We start from the raw sequence: 16,183 nt of genomic DNA on the forward strand, positions 1-16,183 counted from the left end.
AACAGCCTGCTGAGCGCTGGAGCAGCAGCCGACGAAGTGAGAGCACTAGCCAAGGTCTGCGGCGAGCGCTGCTGCCGCCTTGGTGAGCACGGGCACCGCACGATCGACGAGCTCATCGGACATCCGCGGCCCCGGCCCGGACACCGATACTGCTAGCCGGGTCGACGTCGACGGAACGACGACGGCGACACAGCGGACACCTACTTCCTGCTCCCCTTCGTCGAGTGCGTACCCGCGCTCGCGACAGGTGTGTACCTGGGCGACGAACTCGGCGGGATCGGTGATCGTGTGCGGAGTGTGTTTCTCCATCCCGCTTCGATCCAGCAGCTCGCGGATCTCCTCATCGGAGGCGTCGCTCAACAGCGCCTTGCCGACGGCGGTGCAGTGCGGGGACACTCGTCGTCCGACCTCGGTGAACATCCGCATCGAATGGCTGCCAGGCGCCTGCGCGACGTACGCCACCTGGTCGCCGTCGAGCATCGCGAGGTTCGTCGTCTCGCCGACGGACTCGACGACGCGGCGCAGGTGCGGGACGGCTACGTGGTTGAGCATCGACTCGGAGCTGTCGGCGAGGAGCAGCAGCCGCGGGCCGAGGGCGTACCGCCGGGACGGCTCCTGCCGCAGGTAACCGAGATCGACCAGCGTGCGTACGAGGCGGTGGATCGTCGGAAGGGGGAACCCCGATGCCTGAGCGAGCTGAGACAGCCCCATGACGCCGCCGTTGGCGGCGACGAGCTCGAGCAACGTGAATGCCCGCGCGATCGACTGAACGCCTCCAGAGCGTCGCTGGTCGGCCATCTGCGTGGTTCCCTTCTCGGTCGTCCGTGCCATGAGGGTATGCCGTGCGGTGCGACGCCGGTGCCCTACGCCAGGACAGCGGCGCCGCAGCGCACGGCGGTCAAGGGGCGCCGGTTCAGCCCCAGCCGGGAACCACGAACACCGCCCACGTGACGATCGGCGCGATCAGGCACATCGAGAAGCCCCATGCCATCAGCTGTTTGTAGACCCGGTCGCGGTCCTCGTCACCGGCGTTCGCGACCACCAACGCTCCGCTCGTGGAGAACGGGCTCGAGTCGACGACCGAGGACGAGATCGCCAGCGCGCAGATCATCCCGATCGCGCCGACCTCACCGTCGAGCAGGAACGGAACCGCGAGCGGGATGAGCGCACCGAGAATGCCCGTGGTCGACGCGAACGCCGATACGAACGCTCCGATGAAGCAGATCAGAATCGCTGCGACCAGCGGCGTGCCGATATCGGCGACGTTGTCGCCGAGCCAGTCGATGGTGCCGATCAGCTCCATCAGCGACACGTACGTGACGATGCCGCAGATCAACAGCACGGTCGGCCATGCGATGGCGCTCACGGCGCCCTTGTTCGCCCCGGGCGAGAACACCGACAAGATCACCGCGAGCGTCACGGCCGAGAAGCCGACATCGAGCTCGAAGCCGAGCGCTCCGACGGCAAGGGCGAGCATGCCGATCACCGTCAGCGCGCGGTTGCGGTCGAGGGTGGTGACGGGTTCGGACAACCCGGCGCTCGGGATCGACGTCGTCTGGACCGAGGTGGTCGTGGCGCGACGCTGCGAGGAGGACGGGGTGCCCGAGTTCGCCGAGCCGCCGTCGTGGGTGTCGATCATGTCGCCGTCGCCCTTGTCGATCTTGCCGAGCAGCGCCCGGCCGCCGAAGAGGACGAAGGTCACGAGGCCGAGCACGATGTTGAACACCAGCGACGAGAGGAACAGAACCGTCGGGTTGCCCGGGAGGTCGGCCTTCTCGACGACACCGTTGGTGATGCTGCCGAAGATGCTCAGCGGCGAGAAGCCGCCCGCGCTCGCGCCGTTGATGACCATCAGGCCCATCAGCAGCGGGTTGATGTTGTAGCGCTTCGCGAAGCCCATCCCGATCGGCGCGATGATCGCGACAGCAGCGGGTACGACCGCGCCGAACGCCGTGATCACCGCGGTGACCGCGAACATCACCCACGGGATCAGCGCGACCCTGCCGCCGACCGCGCGTACGGACTTGTGCACGAGCCAGTCGACCGTGCCGTTCTCCTTCGCCAAGGCGAACAGGTACGTCACGCCGACGAGGATCACGAACAGGTCGCCGGGGAAACCGCCGAGGATCGTGTCGATCTTGTCATCCATCGGCCCGGAAAGTACGAAAGAGCCGACGATGAAGGCGGCGACGAGCGCAAGGGCGCCCATATGGACTGGCAGGACGGTCGCGATCAGGAAGACCGCGACGAGTACGAGAATCGATATCAGTTGGTCGGACACATTGGCCTCCACACAGACAGGTCTCAGCGGCCCCCGCGGCCTTCCACTAAGCGGAAGGAATATTCCACGCGATACAGTGCCGTGTGATCCAGATCTCGTCAAGAGGTGCTCGCTCGAGCTCGGCCGAACCTTGCTGCCAGCTCGCACCTAATCCATAATGCGATAGGTAGATTCCGCAAAGCGGATATCTGTCTACACAGCTCAACACGTAGGAGGACGCCAGATGGGTCGGCACTACCTGCAGATCCCGGGACCGAGCAACGTTCCCGAGGAGGTCCTACGGGCAACCGCCAGACCGACCATCGACCATCGCGGACCGGAGTTCCAGGCGATGGGCAAACGGATCCTGGCGAACGTCAAGGCGGTGTTCAAGACGACGAGGCCGGTGATCATCTACCCCGCCTCCGGTACGGGCGCGTGGGAGGCCGCACTGGTCAACACCCTCAGTCCCGGCGACCGAGTGCTCTACTTCGAGACCGGACACTTCGCAACGCTGTGGCAGCAGATGGCCGCCGAGCTCGGACTCGTCGTCGACCTCGTACCCGGCGACTGGCGCCACGGCGTCGACACCGAGGTGCTCGCCGAGCGCCTCGCCGCAGACACCAACCATGAGATCAAGGCCGTGTGCTGCGTGCACAACGAGACGTCGACCGGTGTCACCAGCCGCATCGGCGACGTACGTACCGCCATCGACGACACCGGCCATTCAGCGCTGTTGCTCGTCGACACGATCTCCGGCCTCGGCTCGATCGACTACCGACACGACGAGTGGGGCGTCGATGTGACGATCGCCGGCTCACAGAAGGGGCTGATGCTCCCGCCAGGGTTGGGCTTCAACGCCGTCAGTGACAAGGCGCTCGCCGCGTACGAAACGGCCGAGCTACGCAAGTCGTACTGGGACTGGAAGCCGATCCTCGACGCCAACGCCAACGGGTTCTGGCCGTCGACTCCGGCGACGAACCTGCTGTACGGCCTCGAGGTGGCGTTGCGGTTGTTCGACGAGGAGGGCATCGAGAACGTGTTCGCCCGCCATCAGCGATACTCGGCTGCCACCCGGGCAGCCGTAGCCGCATGGGGCGGCGGCCTCGAGGTGCAATGCCTCGACGACCGCGAGCACTCCGGCGCGCTCACTGCAATCCGCGTACCCGACGGGCACGACGCGGACGCGATACGCAAGCTCATCCTGGAGCGCTTCGACATGTCCCTCGGCGCCGGCCTCAGCAAGGTCGCCGGCAAGGTCTTCCGGATCGGCCACCTCGGGTGGTTCGAGGACCTCAGCCTGATCGGCACCCTCGGCGGCGTACAGATCGGTCTGTCACTTGCCGGTGTGCCCATCAAGAAGGACGGCGTCGACGCGGCCATGGAGGTCCTCGAGCAATGACGGCGCTCGAAACCCCCGTCGAGGCACCAACGGCGTTCACCGACGAGCTGCGCCGTGAGATCCGCGGCGACGTACTGCTCGACGACTACTCGCGTCATCTGTTCTCGCGCGACGCCAGCATGTACACGATGGTGCCGGTCGCCGTGGTGTGTCCGCGCGATCACGACGACGTCGCCGCGGCCGTCCGGACCGCCGCGGCGCACGGCATCGAGGTCACCCCACGCGGCGCGGGTACGAGCCTGGCCGGCCAGACCGTCGGCCGCGGTGTGGTCCTCGACTTCTCGAAGTACCTGAACGAGATCGTCAGCGTCGACCCCGACGCGCGTACGGCGCGCGTACAGGTCGGCGTCGTACAGGACGACCTGAACCGGGCCGCGGCCCCGTACGGTCTGATGTTCGGGCCCGACACCTCCACCAGCAACCGCGCCACCATCGGCGGAATGCTCGGCAACAACTCGGCCGGCAGCGGTTCGTTGCGCTACGGCATGACGATCGACCACATCCGCGCGCTCGACGCCGTGCTCGCCGACGGCAGCACGGCCGCCCTCGGCCCGGTCGACGCTGACGAAGTCGCCCGCCGCGCCAGTGTCTCGACCCTCGAAGGCAGCCTGTATCGAGAGCTGCCTCGCATCGTCGATGTCAATGCCGATGCGATCGCAGCAGGTTTTCCGCCGTTCTGGCGACGAGCGTGCGGCTACCGCCTCGATCGGCTCGCAGACGACACGACGCCGTTCGACCTCGCGAAGTTCATCGTCGGCTGCGAAGGCACGCTGGCGATCGCAACTGAGGTCGAGGTCGATCTCGTCCCCAAACCGAAACACACCATGTATGCCGTCGGGCACTTCGAGACCACCCAACAGGCGATCGAGGCGACCGCTGACGCGTTGTCGTGCGAGCCTGCCCAGGTCGAGCTGATGGACAAGACGATTCTCGATCTGTCCCGGCAGAAGATCGAGTACGCCGATCTGGGCGACCACCTGGTCGGAGACCCAGCCGCCCTGCTGTTCGTCTCGTTCAACGGTGACGACCCCGATGACGTACGCGCGCGTCTCGACCATCTGGTGCAGGTCTGGGCAGATGCGGGCCACGGCTACCACACACTCGCCCTGGTAACGCCCGCTGAGCAACAAGCCTTGCTCAAGGTACGAAAGTCCAGCCTCGGGCTGCTGATGGCCGCCAGCGAGGGCACCAACCGCCCGCTGGCGTTCGTCGAGGACACCGCGGTCCCGCCGGAGCGGCTGGCCGACTACACCGCACGCTTCGCCGCGATCCTCGATGAGCACCAGATGAAGGCAGGCTTCTACGGGCACTGCTCCGTTGGATGCCTGCACATCCGTCCGTTCGTCGACCTCGCGGACCCCGACGAGATCGTCCGGATGCGCGCCGTCGCCGCGAAGATCAAGGACCTCGTCCGTGAGTTCGGCGGAGTCAACTCCTCCGAGCACGGCGACGGCCTGGCCCGCTCGGAGTTCAACCGCGAGATCTTCGGCGAAGACCTGTACGAGGCGATGCGAGAGGTCAAGCGAGTCTTCGATCCGCAGAACATCCTCAATCCCGGCAAGATCGTCGATGCCCCCTCGATGACCGACAACCTCCGTGACGCGATGCTGCCTCCTGCGCCGTCGCTTCGTACCCGGCTCGACTTCGAGGTCGTCGGCGGCATGCGCGGCGCGGCCGACCGCTGCATGAACATCGGGGTTTGTCGCAAGAGCACGACAGGCGCCATGTGTCCTTCGTACATCGCGACTCGCGATGAGGAGCACGCGACCCGTGGGCGCGCGAATGCGTTGGTGAAGGCGTTGTCCGAGCCCGATCCGAAGGCTGCGCTCGGTGACGAGAGACTGCACGACATTCTCGACCTGTGCCTCATGTGTAAAGCGTGCAAGGCCGAATGCCCCTTGGGCGTCGACATGGCAAAGCTCAAGAGCGAGGCGCTCTCGCATCACCACGACGTTCACGGCGTGCCGCTCCGCTCTCGCGTGTTCGGTGCGATCCGGACACTGAACCGCATCGGCTCGACGCTGGCGCCCATCGCCAACGTGCCCGGCCGCATTCCCTTCGTACGAAGGCTGATGGAGCGCGTACTCGGAATCGCGAGGCAGCGACCGCTCCCACGCTTCCACTTCCGCAACCTGCGGCGTTGGTACGCGCGAGAGCCGAAGCCGCAGAGTGCGCCGCTCGGCACCGTCAACTTCCTCGCGGACTCGTTCACCACGTACACCGAGCCGCATATCGGCCAAGCGGCGATCGCTCTGCTCCGACAAGCGGGCTGGGCAGTCGACCTCCCGTCGGCGGGTTGCTGCGGGCGGTCGGCCCTGTCGAAGGGTCTTGTCGACCAGGCCGCGGCGAGCGCCCGCGATATGGCAAGACGACTCGACCAAGACACGGCGGCTGACTCTCCGATCGTGGGTTGCGAGCCGTCTTGCCTTTACACCTTGCGTGATGAGCACCTGGCGATGGCGCCGGGCGACCGTCATGTCGAGGCGGTCTCGGGTCGTGTACGCCAGCTCGAGGAGCTACTCGTCGAGGCGATCGACGCCGGTCATCTCGTGCTCGCAGACACCTCGTGGCTCTCCGGGCGGCGCATACTCTTCCACGGGCATTGCCATCAGAAGGCAGAGGTCGGCACGGCGGCGACCATGGCTCTGTTGCGTCGCATCCCCGGTGCCGAGGTCGTCGAACTCGACGCGGGCTGCTGTGGCATGGCCGGCTCGTTCGGCTACGAGTCCGAGCACTACGAGGTCTCGATGAAGGTCGGCGGCGACCGGCTCTTTCCTGCCGTTCGCGCCGAGGGACCCGACACCGTGATCGCCGCGACCGGCACGTCCTGTCGCGAGCAGATCTTCCACGGCACCGAACGCTCGGCGTGGCATCCGGTCGAGCTCGTCCACCATGCCGTCATCAACGCTGCATCCCCTCAACAGTGAGCATCCCGCACTAGAAAGGCAGGCGAGCCATGGCCAAGGTCAACGTGATCGCTGACGTTCCCGAGGACGCAAGGTCGATCCTCAGCGAGGAGGCCCTCGCGTTCCTCGCTGAGCTGCAGACGAGGTTCGGCGCGCGCCGCGATGAGCTTCTCGTCCGCCGTCGGCAGCGGCGCGACGAGGCCGCACGTACGGGCAAGCTCGACTTCCTTCCGGAGACCGAAGGCATCCGCTCCGGAGACTGGACGGTCGCCGCGCAACCGGGAGATCTGCAGGACCGCCGAGTCGAGATGACCGGGCCGACCGATCGCAAGATGTCGATCAATGCGCTCAACTCCGGCGCACAGGTATGGCTCGCCGATATGGAGGACGCGTCGACGCCGCATTGGAGCAACGTCGTCGAGAGCCAGCTCAGCCTGTACGACGGCATCCGCCGCACGCTTTCGTACACCTCACCGGAAGGCAAGGAGTACGCCCTCAAGGACCAGCACCTCGCTACGATAGTAATGCGTCCGCGCGGCTGGCACTTCGACGAGTCCAACATCACCGTCGACGACGCACCCGTGGTCGGCGCGCTCGTCGACTTCGGGCTCTACTTCTTCCACAACGCGGCCGAGCTGATCGCACGCGGCAGCGGGCCGTACTTCTACCTGCCCAAGATGGAGAGCCACCTCGAGGCGCGGCTGTGGAACGACGTGTTCACCTTCGCGGAGGAGTACTGCGGAATCCCGTACGGCACGGTGCGTGCGACGGTCCTGATCGAGACGTTCCCGGCAGCGTTCGAGATGGACGAGATCCTCTACGAACTACGCGACCATGCATCGGGGCTGAACGCCGGTCGCTGGGACTACCTGTTCTCGATCATCAAGACCTTCCGCGAGCGCCCCGAGTTCGTACTCCCCGACCGAAACGTCGTCGGCATGGCGTCGCCGTTCATGCGCGCGTACGCAGAGCTGCTCGTCAAGACGTGCCATCGGCGCGGTGCGATGGCGATCGGCGGCATGTCGGCGTTCATCCCGAGCAGACGCGACGAGGAGGTCAACAAGGTTGCGTTCGCGAAGGTACGCGAGGACAAGGAACGCGAAGCGGGCCAGGGATTCGACGGCTCGTGGGTCGCGCACCCCGACCTCGTCCCGCTGTGCCGCGAGGTGTTCGACGGCGTGCTCGGCGAGAACCCGAACCAAGTGAGCAGACAGCGAGACGACGTCTCACCCGATGCCGCCGCCCTGCTCGACGTCACGACAACCCCGGGCGATGTCACGCTGGCCGGCATCCACAACAACGTGCAGGTCTCGCTGCTCTATCTCGCGTCGTGGCTCGGCGGCGGTGGTGCGGTCGCGATCAACAACCTGATGGAGGACGCCGCGACGGCGGAGATCGCGCGTTCGCAGATCTGGCAATGGGTTCGCCACGGCACGAAGCTCGACGATGGCACGGTCGTGACCAAGGAACTCGTCGAGTCGATCGTCGACGACGAGTACGCGAAGATCCGCGATGCAGTCGGCGCCGAGGCGTTCGAGTCCGGCCACTACGCACTGGCCCGGCGGATCTTCACCGAGATCGCGCTTGCGGACGACTACGCCGACTTCCTCACGCTGCCGGCGTACCGCGCGGTCGTGGCGCACGAGGCATAAGGCAACAGTGCCCCTCTCCGATATCACCGTCGTCGAGGTCGGTTCGTTCATCGCGGCACCGTTCGCCGCGATGCAGCTGGCCGACCTCGGAGCGCGGGTGATCAAGGTCGAGCCGCCCGGCCGTGGCGACTTCGTCCGCGAGAACGCGCCGTTCGTCGCAGGTGAGAGCTCGTCGTTCCTTCGCCTCAACCGCAACAAGGAGTCGGTCGAACTCGATCTGAAGTCTCCCGAAGGGGCGGCGAGGTTCCGCCAGCTCGTCACCGGGGCAGACGTACTGATCGAGAACCTCCGTCCGGATGCGATGCGGCGCATGGGATTCGGGTACGAAGATCTCTGTGCCGACAACCCAGGCCTCATCTACGCATCGGCATCGGGGTGGGGCCAGGACGGTCCGCTCGCCGACCGACCAGGCCTCGACATCATGGCGCAAGCACGGTCGGGGCTGATGAGCGTGACGGGATTCCCGGATGCGGCCCCGGCGAAGGTCGGCGTACCGATCTGCGACCTCACCTGTGCTTTGTACGTCTCACTCGCGGTGACGGCAGCGATGCGCGAGCGCGATCGTTCCGGGCTCGGCCAACGAGTCGACGTGTCGCTGTACGAGTCGGGGGTCGCCCTTGCTGTGTGGGAAGCCGGGCGGTACTTCGGCGACGGCGGTGTGCCCGGGCCGCAGGGCTCCGCCCACCAGTCGCAGGCGCCGTATCAGGCGGTGGCCTCAGCCGACGGGTACGTCACGATCGGCGCGAACACCCCCGGGCTGTGGGCCGCGTTCTGCACCGCGTTGGCCCTCGACCACCTCGCGGACGACCCCAGATTCGCAGACAACTCGCAACGGATGGCGAACCGTGACGCACTGATCACGGAGATCGAGCGGGTGACCTCGACGATGCCGACCGACTCGATCATCGATGCGCTGGCGGCGGCCGGCGTACCTTGCGCTCCGATCCAGACGTACGACCAGGTGTTCACCGACCCCGCGCTCGAAGCGCGTGACTTCTACTGGGATGCTCCCCATCCGGTGGTCGGCGACGTACGTCAGGTCGGATCGCCGATGCGGTTTTCGCGTACACCCGTACGACGTGGCAATGCCGGGCCTCCGCTCGGTGCCGCGACCGACCGGTTGCTCGCCGAGCTCGATGAGGCTCAGAACAAGGAGTAGAGATGACCGACGAGCTCCTCGTCACCGCCGACGGACCGATTCTCCGCGTGACGTTCAACCGGCCACAGGCGCGCAACGCCATGACGCATGCGATGTACGAAGGTCTCGTCGCCGCGTGCGAGCAGGCGGACGCGGACGACTCGCTCCGGGTGATGGTGCTGCGTGGTGCGGGTGGCGAGGCGTTCGTCGCGGGCACGGACATCGCACAGTTCGCCGGCTTCGACGGCGCACAGGGAGTCGCGTACGAGAGGTCGATCGACGCGACCGTCGGTCGGCTGCTGCGGGTCGAGGTCCCGGTCGTCGCCGCGATCGACGGCCCTTGCGTCGGCGGTGGACTGGCACTGGCGGCGGCAGCCGACCTCCGTATCGCCGGGCCGGGTGCGAGGTTCGGCGTACCGATCGCTCGTACGCTCGGCAACACGCTGTCGCCCGCGACGTTGGCCTTGCTCGAACGTCAGCTCGGCCACGCACGTACGGTCGACCTGCTGATGAGCGCGCGCTTCGTCGACGCGGCGGAAGCCAAGGCCTGCGGGTTCGTACGCGAGGTCGCCGACGACGTCGGAGCCGCGACGGATGCCCTCATCGACCGGCTGGTCGCCAACGCGCCGCTCACGCTGTGGTCGGTCAAGGAAACCCTGCGCCGTCTGCACGCGGACGCCGTGGCGGTCGACGCCTCCGACGTCATCGCCACCGTGTACGGCTCCGCCGACTTCGCCGAAGGAGTCGCCGCTTTCACCGACAAGCGCAAGCCGAACTGGTCCGGCAGCTGATCCTAGGGTCAAACCCGCCGAAGTACGCCGTCCTGCCAATCCGGCACCCCTTTAATGGCACGACGACGTACCTCGGCGGGTGGGAGTACGCTGAAGACGGCCGAGCGGGTCTGGCTCGCGGCGACCGTCACATGTATCAAGCAGGGGGATCTGCCGTGGCCACACGCGAGGAGCTGAACACCGGAGACGCCGCCGTACGCCCATGGCCGGCATTGTGGGCGCTGGTGATCGGCTTCTTCATGATCCTGGTCGACCAGACCATCGTCTCGGTGGCGACGCCGGCGATCATGGACGGTCTCGACGCCGACGTGAACGAGGTCGTCTGGGTCACCAGCGCGTACCTCCTCGCATTCGCCGTGCCCGTACTCATCACCGGCCGCCTCGGCGACCGGATCGGCCCGAAGAAGGTCTACCTCACCGGTCTCACGGTGTTCACGCTCGCATCGCTGTGGTGCGGTCTGACCACCACGATCGATCAGCTCATCATCGCGCGTGTCGTGCAGGGCCTTGGCGCATCGATGATGACTCCGCAGACCATGGCCGTCATCACGCGGCTCTTCCCGGCGAACAAGCGGGGCCAAGCACTCAGCCTGTGGGGAGCGACCGCAGGAGTCGCGACCCTCGTCGGGCCGATCCTCGGCGGCGTGCTCGTCGACGGGCTCGGGTGGGAGTGGATCTTCCTGATCAACGTCCCGGTCGGCGTCGTCGCGTTCGTCCTGGCGATGCGCCTCGTACCCAACCTGCCGACGCATGTACACAGGTTCGACGTACTCGGCGTCGTGCTGAGCGCGATCGGCATGTTCCTGCTGGTGTTCGGCATCCAGGAAGGCGAGGACTACGACTGGGGCACGATCACCGGGCCCATCTCGGTGTGGTCGCTGATCATCGCCGGCCTCATCGTGATCGCGATCTTCATCGGTTGGCAGGCGGTCAACAAGCACGAGCCCCTCCTTCCGCTCAAGCTGTTCACCGATCGGAACTTCTCGCTAGCCAATGTCGCGATCACGACCGTCGGCTTCGCGATCACCTCGTTCGCGTTCCCGTTCATGCTCTACGCGCAGGCCGTACGCGGGCTCTCGCCGACCGAGTCGGCCCTCCTGCTCGTCCCGATGGCCGTCATCAGCGGCGTACTCGCGCCGTTCGTCGGCAAGCTCACCGACCGCGCGCACCCCCGGTACGTCGCGGGCATCGGTCTCGCCAGCTTCCCCGTTTCCCTTGTGTGGCTGAGCATTGAGATGAGTCCGGATGTCGCGGTCTGGCGGCTGCTGCTTCCGATCGCCCTACTCGGTGTTGCGAACGGGTTCATGTGGGCGCCCCTTGGATCGACCGCGACCCGCAACCTGCCCATGCACCAGGCGGGCGCCGGTGCGGGCGTCTACAACGCCACCCGCCAAATCGGCGCCGTACTCGGCAGCGCGAGCATCGCCGCACTGATGCAGGCCCGGCTGACCGCCCATCTGCCCGGCAGCGGTGGCGGCGGCGCAGGGGCGCCGGAGGCGGGCGTACGAGAGCTGCCGGCTTTCCTGCACGACGGGTTCAGCCAGGCGATGGCCGACTCACTCCTGCTACCTGCCGGCGTGATCGTCGTCGGCTTGATTGCGGCACTGTGCTTCGCCCGACCGAAGCAGCTGGGCTGATCGGCCACCCGGCGGACACAGCGCCGTCACCGCGCCCCTATCGAGGCATCGAGACCCTTCCATACGGATGCGAGGCGCTCGAGGTCGATGTCGACCGCGTCGGCGATTCGTACGACCGTGCCGAAGGCCGGCGACGGCAGCCGGCCGGTCTCGATCTTGCGTAGCGTTTCGGGCGAGATGCCGGCCGCAGCGGCGATGGCCGCGGGCTCACGCTCGCCGCGCGCCGCGCGCAGGAACCGGCCGAGCCTTCGACCCGCCTCGATCTGCTCGGGCGTCAGCGGATTGCGAACCATACCTCTCCTCGATCCTCGCTCGTGGTATTACTATACCGATATCGGAAAGAGGGGCACCGGATTGATCCAACTCAAGTCGCCGCGGCAGATCGAGCAGATGCGAGCGGCCGGCAGGTTCGTCGGCGAGACGCTCGCCGAGCTTCGTGACCTCGTCGAGCCCGGTGTGGACGTGATGGACCTCGAGCATCACACCCGCAAGCTCATCCGCGAGCGCGGAGCGACGTCGTGCTACTGGGACTACGCACCGCCGTTCGGCAACGGTCCGTTTCGCAATGTGATCTGCCTATCGGTCAACGACGCCGTCCTGCACGGGCTTCCCAAACCGTACCGGCTCCGCGACGGCGACCTGCTCAGCATGGACCTCGCAGTGTCGGTCGACGGATGGGTCGGTGACGCGGCCATCAGCGTGATCGCAGGTACGCCCCGCGATGAGGATCTCCGACTGATCCGGGCGAGCGAGGAGGGGCTCGACGCAGGTATCGCGAGATCGCGAGTCGGCAACCGGATCGGCGATGTATCGGCTGCCGTCGGCGAGGTCGCCGCATCGTACGGCTACACCGTCAACACCGAGTTCGGCGGCCACGGTGTCGGCCACACCATGCACGAGGCGCCCTCGGTGCCCAATGACGGACGGTCCGGGCGTGGACTGCGAATCAGACCCGGCCTGGTGTTCACGATCGAGCCGTGGTTCGCGGCCACCACCAACGAGATCACCTACGACGAGGACGGGTGGACGATCCGCTCGGCCGACGGCTCACGCACCGCGCACTCCGAGCACACGCTCGCGATCACCGAGGACGGCCCCGAGGTACTCACCCGACTGGGCTAGTGCCTCGCCGGCAGCAAGTCCGGGTCGAACAACGCGGCGACGATCGTCTGCACGTACGGCGCCTCCGAACCATCGTGGTTGCCGGTGGGATTGAGGTTGTAAACCATCACTCGTGCCAGATCACGGGTTGCGAACGCCGCGGTGGTGTATCCCTGCGTCGCTCCGCTCTTGCCCCAGAGCGTGACGCCGTTCGGCAACCGCGTACGAGTCAGGCCGACGCTGTAGCACGCCCGTCCGGCATCGGGTCCGATCCTGCAGTTGGAGTCCTCCCCCGCGTACGGCACGTCGGGCACGTCGAACAACTCCCGACGTTGGGCGGGCGACAACAGCTCGCCCTCGAACAGCGCGCGCAGCAACCGGGTCAGATCGCCGGTCGATGAGATCATCGCGCCCTCGGCCCAGGCGTACGGACTCTGCTCGGTCACGTCGACGAGACGATCGCCCACCTGTACGTACCCGTGCGCGTGCGGACCACGGATCAAGGGGTTGTTGTACGTCGGCAGGTACGTATCCCGAAGCCCGAGGGGCGAGATGATCCGAGTTCGCACCTCATGGGCGTACGAATGCCCGCTCGCTTTCTCGATGACGAGTCCGGCGATGAAGTAGTTGACCCCGTTGTAGCGCTGCGCGGCACCCGGTGCGTGCTGCATCGGTTCGTCCGTCGCGTTCGCGATCACTCGGCGCGGCGACATCCCCTCGAACCGATGCCGTACGAACCAGGCCGGGTCCTCGGCACGTTCGTCTTCATCGGAGTACGGCAACCCGCTGGTGTGGTTGAGCAGCTGGCGCACCGTGATCCTCGGGTACCGCCTCGGCAGTAGGGCGGGCAGATAGTGCTGGACCGACTGGCCGAGCTGCAGCTTGCCCTCGTCGGCGAGCTGCAACGCGACGACAGCGGTGAAGACCTTGGTGACGCTGCCGATCCGAAACCGCCCGTCGGCTCGTACGGGACGTTCGCTTCGAAGGTCGGAGACCCCCGCGGTGGTCGACCATCGGCCGGCGCTACCGGTGACCTTGACCATCGCGCCCGTCATGTCATCGGCCGGCAGCTTGGCGAGCTTGCGCACGATCGGGTCTGGATCGAGAGGCGGCGGGTCGGCAGGTTTGGCCGGTCCGTCGGACGCGAGCGCAGCCGGCGCTGCGAGCAGGCCGACCATGAGTCCGGCCGCAATCGCAGTGAGTCTGGTTGGTCGGCGCATCTGTGGTGCGCTCCCTTCGGTTCGGCGACACCATCGATCCTGATGTGCGTCGAGTTACCCCGCCATCAGGCAGATCCCGCGCAACACCCTGAGATCGCGGCACATCGGCCCCAGACGGGCGGGAACCCCTCCCACGTGCGGCCCGTCAACTACTCTGGATAGGTTGCCGGACCACTACCGGCGCAATAGACGATGACTACGACCGCACCGGACAGGGGGTAGCGCTTCACCCATGCAGACCTTCGTGTTCTGGATCTGGTCGGCGCTGACCTCGCTGTGTGAAGCGCTCGGCGCACCGCCGCGCGTCGCCGTCGGCGTGGGGTTGTTCCTGCTCGCGGGTGTCATCGCAGGTGTCGTGGCGCCGGCTACGGCCACGGTGATGACCCACACGCGAGACCGCATCATGGTGCGGCAACAGGCACGGCGCTGGACGGGCCGCAAGCCACATCGTGCCGAGTGGACACTGATCAACCGCACCCATGGAATCCACGGCTTGAGCCCACTGATGCGGGTCATCGCGTACGCCGTACCGGTCGTGGTCGGGTTCGCGTTCGCCTCGGGCAGCAACGACTCGTACGTCGATTCGTGGGCGGACGAGGGCACCGAGAAGGCGTTCTCCGACCTCGTACTCTTCGCCGACCGCTCCCACACCGATACCGGGTTCATCGTGGTCTTCGGCGGGCTCGGCATCGCCGCCGTACTCCTTGCATACCTCGCCGCTCGCATCACCACGTCCTGGCGGCTGGCCCGGCCGCGGCTTTCGTACGCTCCGACGGGCTACGCGATCGTCTGTGCGCTGGGGCTGCTCGCTTCGCTCACCGCGACGAGCCCGCTCCTCCTCGCGTATGCCGCCGCGTACCTCGGCTGGGTGGTCGTTGTCGCTCTTGTCGTCGCCGTCGGCAAGGCGCCCAAGGTGTTCGTCGCCGGACTGCTCGACACCTCGGAGCGGGAGGCGGCGCACTCCGGTGCACCCGAGGGTCCGCACACCGGCTACACCCAGCCGTCACCGAATCCGCCGTACTACCAACCGGCACCGCCGCCGGCCCCTACGGGCGGCCAACCCCCGCACGGGCCTCCCCCGGAGCCCGTCGCCGCACCCGTACCCGCCGGTGGTACGCGGGCGATGCCGACCGATCATGCGCTCGACAGCCCCGGCCGGGCAGTCGTCACCGCCTCGACGCCGATGCTGCGATGTGAACCACCCCACCCGGGCGATCCGGCGACCATCGGGGCGTACCGCGTGCATGGCCGACTCGGCTCGGGTGCGATGGGCACCGTGTTCCTCGCGACCTCCGAGCGGGCGGGGCAGGTCGCCCTGAAGGTGCTCGCGCCCGCACTCGCCGGCGACGACGACAGCAGGCGACGGTTCTTCCGAGAGATGCACGCGCTACGTCACATCGACAGTCCGCGCGTCGTCGGCGTCGTCGACAGCGGAGTCGCGGGCGACACACCGTACATCGCGATGACGGCCATCGAAGGCCCCGACCTCGGATCGCACGTGCGCGATACGAAGCCGCTCGAGACCGACGGGCTGTCCAGCCTCGCGCAGGGTCTGGCCGAGGGGCTCGCGGCCGTACACGTACATGGGTTGGTGCACAGAGACGTCAAGCCGTCCAACATCATCTGGTCGAACGACGGCCCGTGTCTCGTCGACTTCGGCCTCGCCCACCTGGGAGACCAGACCCGCGTCACGAGCACCGGGCTGGTGATCGGCAGCCCCAGCTACGTATCACCGGAGCGGCTGCGGGGTACGACCGCGACCGCGGCGTCGGACGTGTGGAACTGGGCGGCTTGCCTCGCCTTCGCGGCGTCCGGTGAGAACCTCTACCGCAGTGACGACCCGATCGCCCTCTGGCACCGGATCCTCAACCACGACTACGATCCGGCGGCGCTGGCGAGGCTCAACGAACTAGGGCCGGGAGTGTTCGCGCTGGCCGAGCAATGCCTCGCGACGGAACCGACCGACCGGCCTCGCGACGGAGCCGAGCTGCTGCGCCGCTACAACGCCGCGGCAGCCTGAACGTACAAAAAGAGTTCGCGGACTTTTCGGTGTCGCATGCGCTCGACAGCACCGAA

12 protein-coding genes are annotated in these 16,183 nt (G+C 67.0%); 8 read left to right on the plus strand and 4 right to left on the minus strand.

Annotation, left to right across the window (positions count from 1 at the left end; all coding sequences use genetic code 11):
• Positions 1 to 45: 45 nt before the first annotated feature.
• A complete protein-coding gene (locus MU582_14995) occupies positions 46 to 831 on the minus strand; it encodes an IclR family transcriptional regulator (GenBank protein ID UPK73735.1) in 786 nt (261 codons plus the stop codon).
• An 82-nt stretch (positions 832 to 913) separates the two neighbouring features.
• A complete protein-coding gene (locus MU582_15000) occupies positions 914 to 2,281 on the minus strand; it encodes a hypothetical protein (protein ID UPK73736.1) in 1,368 nt (455 codons plus the stop codon).
• Positions 2,282 to 2,504: 223 nt separating this feature from the next.
• Here MU582_15000 and MU582_15005 point away from each other — a divergent pair, with 223 nt between their 5' ends.
• The 6 genes from MU582_15005 to MU582_15030 all read left to right on the plus strand — a co-directional run bounded on the left by MU582_15005 (position 2,505) and on the right by MU582_15030 (position 11,786).
• The gene (locus MU582_15005) at positions 2,505 to 3,662 is read left to right on the plus strand and encodes an aminotransferase class V-fold PLP-dependent enzyme (GenBank protein UPK73737.1); all 1,158 of its coding nucleotides are present in this window, start codon (positions 2,505 to 2,507) and stop codon (positions 3,660 to 3,662) included.
• A complete protein-coding gene (locus tag MU582_15010) occupies positions 3,659 to 6,589 on the plus strand; it encodes an FAD-binding protein (protein ID UPK73738.1) in 2,931 nt (976 codons plus the stop codon). The genes MU582_15005 and MU582_15010 overlap by 4 nt, the downstream gene beginning before the upstream one ends.
• 29 nt (positions 6,590 to 6,618) lie before the next feature.
• Positions 6,619 to 8,220 carry a malate synthase A gene (gene aceB / locus MU582_15015; GenBank protein ID UPK73739.1) on the plus strand — a complete coding sequence of 534 codons (1,602 nt, stop codon included), beginning with the start codon at positions 6,619 to 6,621 and terminating at the stop codon, positions 8,218 to 8,220.
• A gap of 7 nt (positions 8,221 to 8,227) precedes the next feature.
• Positions 8,228 to 9,379 (plus strand): CoA transferase, encoded by a 1,152-nt coding sequence (locus MU582_15020; protein UPK73740.1) that lies wholly within the window; start codon positions 8,228 to 8,230, stop codon positions 9,377 to 9,379.
• Between the two features lie 2 nt (positions 9,380 to 9,381).
• Entirely contained in the window at positions 9,382 to 10,149 is a 768-nt protein-coding gene (locus MU582_15025) for an enoyl-CoA hydratase (protein UPK73741.1), read from the plus strand.
• 239 nt (positions 10,150 to 10,388) lie between these two features.
• Entirely contained in the window at positions 10,389 to 11,786 is a 1,398-nt protein-coding gene (locus MU582_15030; protein UPK77178.1) for a DHA2 family efflux MFS transporter permease subunit, read from the plus strand.
• A 26-nt stretch (positions 11,787 to 11,812) separates the two neighbouring features.
• On the opposite strand, the gene MU582_15035 is transcribed toward MU582_15030, so the two are convergent.
• A complete protein-coding gene (locus MU582_15035; GenBank protein ID UPK73742.1) occupies positions 11,813 to 12,079 on the minus strand; it encodes a helix-turn-helix domain-containing protein in 267 nt (88 codons plus the stop codon).
• Positions 12,080 to 12,140: 61 nt separating this feature from the next.
• Between MU582_15035 and map the strand changes: the two genes are divergently transcribed.
• The gene (gene map, locus MU582_15040; GenBank protein ID UPK73743.1) at positions 12,141 to 12,908 is read left to right on the plus strand and encodes a type I methionyl aminopeptidase; all 768 of its coding nucleotides are present in this window, start codon (positions 12,141 to 12,143) and stop codon (positions 12,906 to 12,908) included.
• Here map and MU582_15045 read toward each other — a convergent pair.
• Positions 12,905 to 14,107 (minus strand): beta-lactamase family protein, encoded by a 1,203-nt coding sequence (locus tag MU582_15045; protein UPK73744.1) that lies wholly within the window; start codon positions 14,105 to 14,107, stop codon positions 12,905 to 12,907. The genes map and MU582_15045 overlap by 4 nt on opposite strands.
• A gap of 232 nt (positions 14,108 to 14,339) precedes the next feature.
• Here MU582_15045 and MU582_15050 point away from each other — a divergent pair, with 232 nt between their 5' ends.
• The gene (locus tag MU582_15050) at positions 14,340 to 16,127 is read left to right on the plus strand and encodes a serine/threonine protein kinase (protein ID UPK73745.1); all 1,788 of its coding nucleotides are present in this window, start codon (positions 14,340 to 14,342) and stop codon (positions 16,125 to 16,127) included.
• The last annotated feature ends 56 nt before the right edge of the window (positions 16,128 to 16,183 follow it).

This window comes from Nocardioidaceae bacterium SCSIO 66511 (assembly GCA_023100825.1).
Lineage (GTDB): Bacteria > Actinomycetota > Actinomycetes > Propionibacteriales > Nocardioidaceae > Solicola.

Coding starts and splice junctions, on each gene's coding strand:
- MU582_15005 (UPK73737.1), top strand. CDS start 2,505: ATGGGTCGGCACTACCTGCAGATCCCGGGACCGAGCAACGTTCCCGAG.
- MU582_15030 (UPK77178.1), top strand. CDS start 10,389: ATGATCCTGGTCGACCAGACCATCGTCTCGGTGGCGACGCCGGCGATC.
- MU582_15045 (UPK73744.1), bottom strand. CDS start 14,107: ATGCGCCGACCAACCAGACTCACTGCGATTGCGGCCGGACTCATGGTC.
- MU582_14995 (UPK73735.1), bottom strand. CDS start 831: ATGGCACGGACGACCGAGAAGGGAACCACGCAGATGGCCGACCAGCGA.
- MU582_15050 (UPK73745.1), top strand. CDS start 14,340: ATGCAGACCTTCGTGTTCTGGATCTGGTCGGCGCTGACCTCGCTGTGT.
- aceB (UPK73739.1), top strand. CDS start 6,619: ATGGCCAAGGTCAACGTGATCGCTGACGTTCCCGAGGACGCAAGGTCG.
- MU582_15010 (UPK73738.1), top strand. CDS start 3,659: ATGACGGCGCTCGAAACCCCCGTCGAGGCACCAACGGCGTTCACCGAC.
- MU582_15025 (UPK73741.1), top strand. CDS start 9,382: ATGACCGACGAGCTCCTCGTCACCGCCGACGGACCGATTCTCCGCGTG.
- MU582_15035 (UPK73742.1), bottom strand. CDS start 12,079: ATGGTTCGCAATCCGCTGACGCCCGAGCAGATCGAGGCGGGTCGAAGG.